The 6418-nt window shown below is 70.4% G+C and carries 6 protein-coding genes; 4 read left to right on the top strand and 2 right to left on the bottom strand.

Annotation, left to right across the window (positions count from 1 at the left end; translation table 11 throughout):
• Positions 1-260 precede the first annotated feature (260 nt).
• The 4 genes from ALI22I_RS10320 to ALI22I_RS10305 all read left to right on the top strand — a co-directional run bounded on the left by ALI22I_RS10320 (position 261) and on the right by ALI22I_RS10305 (position 4460).
• Positions 261-1889, top strand: a complete 1629-nt coding sequence (locus ALI22I_RS10320; RefSeq protein WP_443216919.1) for a tannase/feruloyl esterase family alpha/beta hydrolase — start codon at positions 261-263, stop codon at positions 1887-1889.
• A gap of 65 nt (positions 1890-1954) precedes the next feature.
• Positions 1955-2980, top strand: coding sequence for a hypothetical protein (locus ALI22I_RS10315; protein WP_077005224.1), 1026 nt, complete (start codon positions 1955-1957; stop codon positions 2978-2980).
• Positions 2981-3251: 271 nt separating this feature from the next.
• The gene (locus ALI22I_RS10310) at positions 3252-3443 is read left to right on the top strand and encodes a hypothetical protein (protein ID WP_443216921.1); all 192 of its coding nucleotides are present in this window, start codon (positions 3252-3254) and stop codon (positions 3441-3443) included.
• A 120-nt stretch (positions 3444-3563) separates the two neighbouring features.
• Complete coding sequence (locus tag ALI22I_RS10305; protein ID WP_077005223.1) at positions 3564-4460, top strand: LysR family transcriptional regulator; 897 nt, start codon at positions 3564-3566, stop codon at positions 4458-4460.
• A 73-nt stretch (positions 4461-4533) separates the two neighbouring features.
• On the opposite strand, the gene ALI22I_RS10300 is transcribed toward ALI22I_RS10305, so the two are convergent.
• Both ALI22I_RS10300 and ALI22I_RS10295 read right to left on the bottom strand, forming a co-directional pair.
• Positions 4534-5553 carry an MDR family NADP-dependent oxidoreductase gene (locus tag ALI22I_RS10300; protein WP_077005222.1) on the bottom strand — a complete coding sequence of 340 codons (1020 nt, stop codon included), beginning with the start codon at positions 5551-5553 and terminating at the stop codon, positions 4534-4536.
• A gap of 62 nt (positions 5554-5615) precedes the next feature.
• Positions 5616-6359: an SDR family oxidoreductase gene (locus tag ALI22I_RS10295; RefSeq protein WP_077005221.1), complete on the bottom strand. Its 744-nt coding sequence runs from the start codon at positions 6357-6359 to the stop codon at positions 5616-5618.
• Positions 6360-6418 lie beyond the last annotated feature (59 nt).

Here is a 6418-nt window from a genome sequence, read left to right as displayed (position 1 = left end):
CAGAGGGGCGCGGAGCGTGCTGGAGACGGGTCCGAACGGGTGATGTTCTGCTCGGTCGGCCGACTGGGCAGAACATCACCCGTCGTTCGGTCGGCACCCGAGCCGAAAGGCGCACGGCCCAAGCACCTGAGCCGATCCGGGGGCAGGTGGATGGCCGAGGACGTGGCTGCGGTGATCCGAGCGTTCGGACCCTGAACCCCTGTCGGGCACCGCCAGGCGGGGTTTACCGTCGAATCGGGTTGCAGGCTAACGAGAGTGAGGTGCGCGTGACCCGCTTGCTCGTGGTCGTCGGCTTACTGGCCTCCCTGCTCGTTTCCGGCGCCGTCGCGTCGGCCGCTCGGGGCGGCACGATCCGGCCCGTGGCCGCGTGCGCGGACCTGGTCCGCGACTTCGCGTTGCCCGGCACCCGCGCGCACGTGACGCGGGCGGAGCCGGTGCCCGCGGGCGTCGAGGCCGCGCACTGCGCCGTGCTCGGGTACGTCGAGCCGCAGGTGCGTTTCCAGCTGAAGCTGCCGACCACCACCTATACCGGCCGCTACCTGCAGTACGGCTGCGGCGGGCTCTGCGGCGAGCTGGCGACGCCCGCGTTCCCGGACTGCGGCGCGGAGATCGGCGGGGTCGCGGTCGCCGCCACCGACGACGGGCACGTCGGCCGCGGACCGGTGCCCTCCGTGGACGGCGCCTGGGCGGCCGACGATCAGGCCGCGCGCGACGACCTGCTGTTCCGCGCGCCGCACGTGGTGTCGATGGCCGCCAAGCGGATCATCGAGGACTTCTACGGCGACCCGCCGTCGTTCTCGTACTTCGGCGGCTGCTCCAACGGCGGCAGGGAAGCGCTGCTGCTGGCCCAGCGCTACCCGTACGACTTCGACGGGATCGTCGCCGGCGCGCCCGTCCACTACATGTCCCCGCTGATGCTCTACCAGGCGTGGTTGGCCCGCGCCAACACCGGTGCGGACGGCCGCCCGGTGCTCACCGCCGACCGGCTGCCCGCCCTGCACGACGCGGTGATGAGGCACTGCGACCACGTCGACGGCCTGGTGGACGGCCAGATCGACGACCCGCGCCGGTGCGCCTACGACCCGGACGCGCTGCGCTGCCCACCCGGCGTCGACCGACCGACGTGCCTCACCCCGGCCCAGGTCGACGCGGTCCGCCGGCTGTACGCCGGACCCACCGACGCGCACGGCAACAGGCTCTACCCGGCCGGACAGGAACGCGGCTCGGAACTGGCCTGGGCCGGCTGGGTCATCCCCGTCCCCGAGTTCGGCGACGCCTCGCTGGCCGCGCTGCTCGCGGACAACTACCTCAGGCACGTGGGCTACCCGATGGGCACGCCGCACTCGTCGTTGGCCGACGTCGAGTTCACCACCCGCGAGTTCGCCCGGCTGGGCGTGGAAGGCGCCCGCGGCAACGCGATGAGCCTCGACCTGGGCGAATTCCGCCGCGCGGGCGGCAAGCTGATCCTCTGGCAAGGCTGGAGCGACCAGGGCATCCCGCCGCGCGGCCTGCTCGACTACTACGAACGGCCGGCGCGGCACGACGACGGGGACATCCGCCGCTGGGCGCGGGTGTTCATGGTGCCCGGCCTCCAGCACTGCGTCGGTGGTACCAAGCTGACCGAGTTCGACCCGGTGCACGCGCTGCCGGCGTGGGTCGAGCACGGGACCGCCCCCGACCGGATCATCGCCGCCGGGCGGGACGCCGCCGGCAAGGTGGTGCGCACCCGACCGGTGTTCCCGTACCCGCTGACCACTCGCTACGACGGCACCGGCAGCATCGACGACGCGGCGAACTTCCGGCCCGCCCCACCGACCCGCCCGACCCGTGACGCGGTCGACTGGATCGGCTCCTACCTGCACCGCAAGCCCGGCCCGGTCGCGCCCTGACCCCGTCGCCGACCCGGGCAGTTCGACGAGTTGTCGCCCGGTGTCCGGGCGGCACGGTGTGCAGATTGGTGCTGCTGATGCTGTTCACCGCCGGCAACCTGTTGCCGCAGCAGGCGATCGTGACGCAGTCGGCGGATGTAGAGCTCCCCCAACGGGTGGGCGGTGCTCCGGGGCGGGAGCGTTACCGTGACCACGACCACGCACGGGCCGGGTATCTGCGGTTCGTCGGCGAGATCCTCTCTTCGAGAGAAGTCGATCCCACCCGCCGAGAGGACGTCCCGATGCCCGTCCGTCGCGCCCTGGTCGCCTGCGCCGCCGCACTGGCCGCCGCACTGGCGGCAGTCACCCCCGCACAGGCGAGTTCGGCCACGCTCTACGACGAGTTGGCCGAGCTCGCCGACAACCTCAACTCCCTGCCGTGGCCCGGCCAGGACACCTACAACTTCTACCCCGGCGCGAAGGGGCACTCGGACGTAGCCACGAGCGTCGTGTGGGGCACGCCCGGCAGCCCCACCACCTACGAGAACAAGTCCAAGTGCGCGCCGCTGCTCACCCAGGCCCTCAAGCACACCTTCTCCTGGGCCACCGACAGCTACCTCGACGACGAGTTCGGGAGCATCAGCCCCACCTCGGCCCAGTACTACGACGGATTCCAGACCGGCGCGGAACACTTCACGTCCAAGACGACGGTCCCCAGCCTGACGCAGGGCGACGTCATCGCGATCAAGTACAACGACGCCGGGGACGGCACCGGCGACGCGACCGGGCACATGCTCGTCGTCGGCGGCACACCGCGGCTGTACAACCGCGACAACAACACCTCGACCCGCGAGTGGGCCGTGCCGGTGATCGACAGCACCAGCAACCCCCACGGCGTCGCCAGCACCAACCCCTCGTCGCCGTACCTGCTGTTCCCGGACACCCGCGCGGTGGGCACCACCGAGTACAGCGGCGTCGGCCGGGGCTGGATCTTCATCAGCACCGGGACCGACGACGTCCCGACCGGGCACTGGTGGGGCGCGAACGAGAACGTGACCGAGCAGTACAAGCCGATTTCGACCCGCCCGATGACCTTCCGCGCCCTCTCCTAGCCCGAGAGTCCCACGCCCACGCCACGAGCGTCCCCGCCGGCCGCGTTCGGAATCGCAGGTCGACGTCGCCGGTGCAGTTCTGCGTGCGCTGTCGGCGGTCGACACGGTTCAGTCTCGTGGCACGGGCTGCCGACATCGCGCTGACTGTCCACACTGGATGCGGGGGTCTGTTGACATAACGCCGGTCCGATAGTGGTGTGCGCCTACACGGGCCAACGCAGGTAGCAACTCCAGCGGCGCGTGACGCCGCACCAAGGCGCGGCAAGGTCAGCTGCGCGAGGACGCCGACCTCGACGTCATCGTGGATCAGCTGTGGGGCGCCTGCTACCACCGGCTACTCGTACTCAAGGTGCCCTTCGACGAGTCGATCGCCACGCGCCTGGTCGACCACGCCCTCTACGGATCGGCACCGCGCACAGCGGACCACCCGGAACCCGCCACGGCACGGCAATATCCCGGCTGACCCCAGCCCAGCCCACCCGTAACAGCAATCTGACATGGAGTAACGCGCCGCCTTCCCGTGTTGTAACAGCGATGACAACGGGGTGGACCGCGGTCTACCGCAGGGAGGGGACAGGAGCCGATGAGCCTTCGTCAGTACGAGTACGCCCTTGCCGTTGCCGAGCAGGGCTCGGTGACGGCGGCGGCGGAGTTGCTGCACGTCGCTCAACCGTCGGTGTCCCAGCAGATCCGCAGTCTGGAGCGGGAACTCGGCGTGACACTGTTCGCCCGCACGCCGACCGGACTGGTGCCCACCGTGGTCGGCCGCGCGTTCCTGCGGGAGGCGGAGGTCGCGGTGAGCGCGTCGCGGCGGGCGAGGGCGACGGCGCGCGCCGGTGCCGACGAGCTGGTGGGCGAGCTGCTGGTCGCGGCGCAGATGGGACTGGGCACGCGGCAACTGCCGAGAGCGCTGGGCGCGCTGCGCCGCCGCTTCCCGCGGTTGGAGGTCACCGTCTTCGAGGAGCCGAGCTCCGCCGAGCTGGAGCGGCTGTGCCGCCGGGGCGTGCTGGATCTCGCCTTCATGGCGGCGTGCGAGCGGTCCCCCGCCGACGCCCACCACCTCGGCGAAGAGGAGTTCGTCGTGGTGCTGGGCGACGGGCACCGGCTGCTCGCCGCGGACCGGGTCGAGCTGCGCGAACTGGATGGGGAGCCGTGGGTGCGGTTTGACCGCGAAAGCGCGCTCGACGGCGTGCTGCTGAATGTGCTGCGAAACAACGAACTGACCCCGACCACGGCCGCCCGCGTGTCCCAGACAGCGACGGCCGTGCGCTGGGCCGCCCACGGGCTGGGGGTGACGCTCGTCCCGGCCGCCGCGGTGCCCCACGATCACGAACACCTCACCCGCCCGGTGTTCCCGGTCGTATCCCAGCCCGTCATCGCAGTGCTCCGGCACAGTGCGGGCCCGGCGGAGACGGCCCTGCTCGAACTCCTGCGCCAAGAGACCTGGCACAAGACCGCCTCCTTCTCACGGGTGTCCTGAGCCGCCGCACCGAGCTGGAGGCGGAACCTAGAGCGCTACGGAACCACCGTCGCTGCGTCATCGTGAGGCTCGCCTACCTGGCGAGCCTCACGATGACGTTGCCGCGATGTACGCCGGCGAGGAGCTCGTCCTGGGCGGTGATGGCGCGCTGGAGGCTGCCTTCGAGGAGCGTGTGCGCGAACCTGATCCGGCCTTCGGCGTACCACTGGGCGTAGTGGGTGTTCCAGGCCTGGATCTGGTCGGGGGTGTGCTTGGTGGTGAAGGGGCGGATCTGCACCTCGTGGGCGATCGCGGTCATGATGTCGAGGCGGGGATGTCCGCCGTCGCCGCCGGTGACCTGTCCGGCGAGGGTGCCGCACAGCGCGAAGCGGGCGCCGAACGCCGCGTGCCGGAGTGCTGCTTCGAACTGAGGGCCGCCGGTGGTGTCGAAGAAGGCGGTGATGCCGTCGGGGGCGAGCTGGGTGAGCCGGTCGTCGAGGTCGTCGTTGTGGTGGTCGATGGCGGCATCGAGGCCGAGCTCGTCGACGAGGTAGCGGGCCTTCTCGGGTCCGCCGGCGATGCCGATGACGTACGCGGCGCCACGTGCCTTCGCGATCTGCGCGGCCATCGACCCGACGCCGCCGGCGGCTCCGCTGACGAGGACGACGTCACCGTCGCCGACGGCGGCGATGTCGACGATGCCGTGGTAGGCGGGCACGCCCTGGTTGAGCAGGTGCTCGGGACCGGGGAAGACGCCGTCGGGCACGGGGAACGCCTCGCCCGGCCCCAGGATGCTCTCCTCGCGCCAGCCCGACATGTGCAGCACGACGGTTCCTACCGGCAGATCGTCGGCGCGTGACTCGACGACCCTGCCGATCGCGCTGCCGTAGATCGGCTCGCCGACCCGGAAGACGGGTACCGGGATCTGGGTGGTTTCGAACATCAGGTCGCCGTTGGCCGCGATCACCTGCTGGAACAGGTTCCGCACCCGAACCTGGCCGGCGGCTGGCTCCTGCGGAGGGAGCGTGACCACCTCCAGCACCGAGCTGGGCGGCTGGGCCAGATCCGTACGATGCGCACGCAGGACGACGGCGGATGATCCCTGGACGGTCATGATGAGAGCCTCTTGGTCGGTCGTAGCCGGGCCCGAGCCCGTGGCGGAACGGTAGGACCAGCTCAGAGCTGGGTACGGCCTCCGTCCAAGGCGAACTCGGCGCCGGTGGTGTAGGTGGCATCGAAGGCGAGGAATGCGGCCGCCCTGGCGAACTCGTCGAGGGTGCCGAAACGCTGCATGGGATTGTCCGCGACCACCTGCGCCTTGAACTGCTCGGCGGCCTCTTCGGTCATCGCCTTCTCCAGAATCCCCGTGTCGATGGGACCGGGGCTGACCGCGTTGACTCGGATTCCGCGCGGAAGCAGCTCGCGGGAGAGGCTGCGGGCCATCGAGCGCAGCGCGGCTTTGCCGGCCGCATAGATACTGGTGTCCGGCATGCCGATGACGTTCGCGGCCGAGGTGGTCAGGACGATGCCGGCGCCCGTGCTCAGCAGCGGGGCGAGCTTCTGCACAGTGAAGTAGGCGCCCTTGACGTTGATCGCGAACAGCTCGTCGTACACCTCCTCGGTCGTCGACTCGAAGAGCGTGGTGCGTGCGATGCCGGCGTTGACGAACAGGGCCTCGATCGTGCCGAGCTCGCCCTTCACGCGGTCGGCCAGATCATCCAGGTCGGACAGTGAAGCCACATCACCTCGGACTGCCACCGCGTTCTTGCCGAGCCGCTCCCGCGCGGCGTCGAGCGTGGCCTGCGAACGACCGGTGATCACCACGCGGGCTCCGCCGTCCACCAGCAGCTTCGCCAACGCGAACCCCATGCCGCTGCCGCCACCCGTGATCACTATATTCTTGTCGCTGTACTTACCCATTCAGGATTCCTTCGTTCTTTCTCTCAAACTCGGTGATGCGTCCCGGCGCAAGTCATGAA

The sequence above is a fragment of the Saccharothrix sp. ALI-22-I genome, from assembly GCF_001984175.1.
GTDB lineage: Bacteria > Actinomycetota > Actinomycetes > Mycobacteriales > Pseudonocardiaceae > Actinosynnema.
This window is presented reverse-complemented; position numbering and strand designations above follow the sequence as displayed.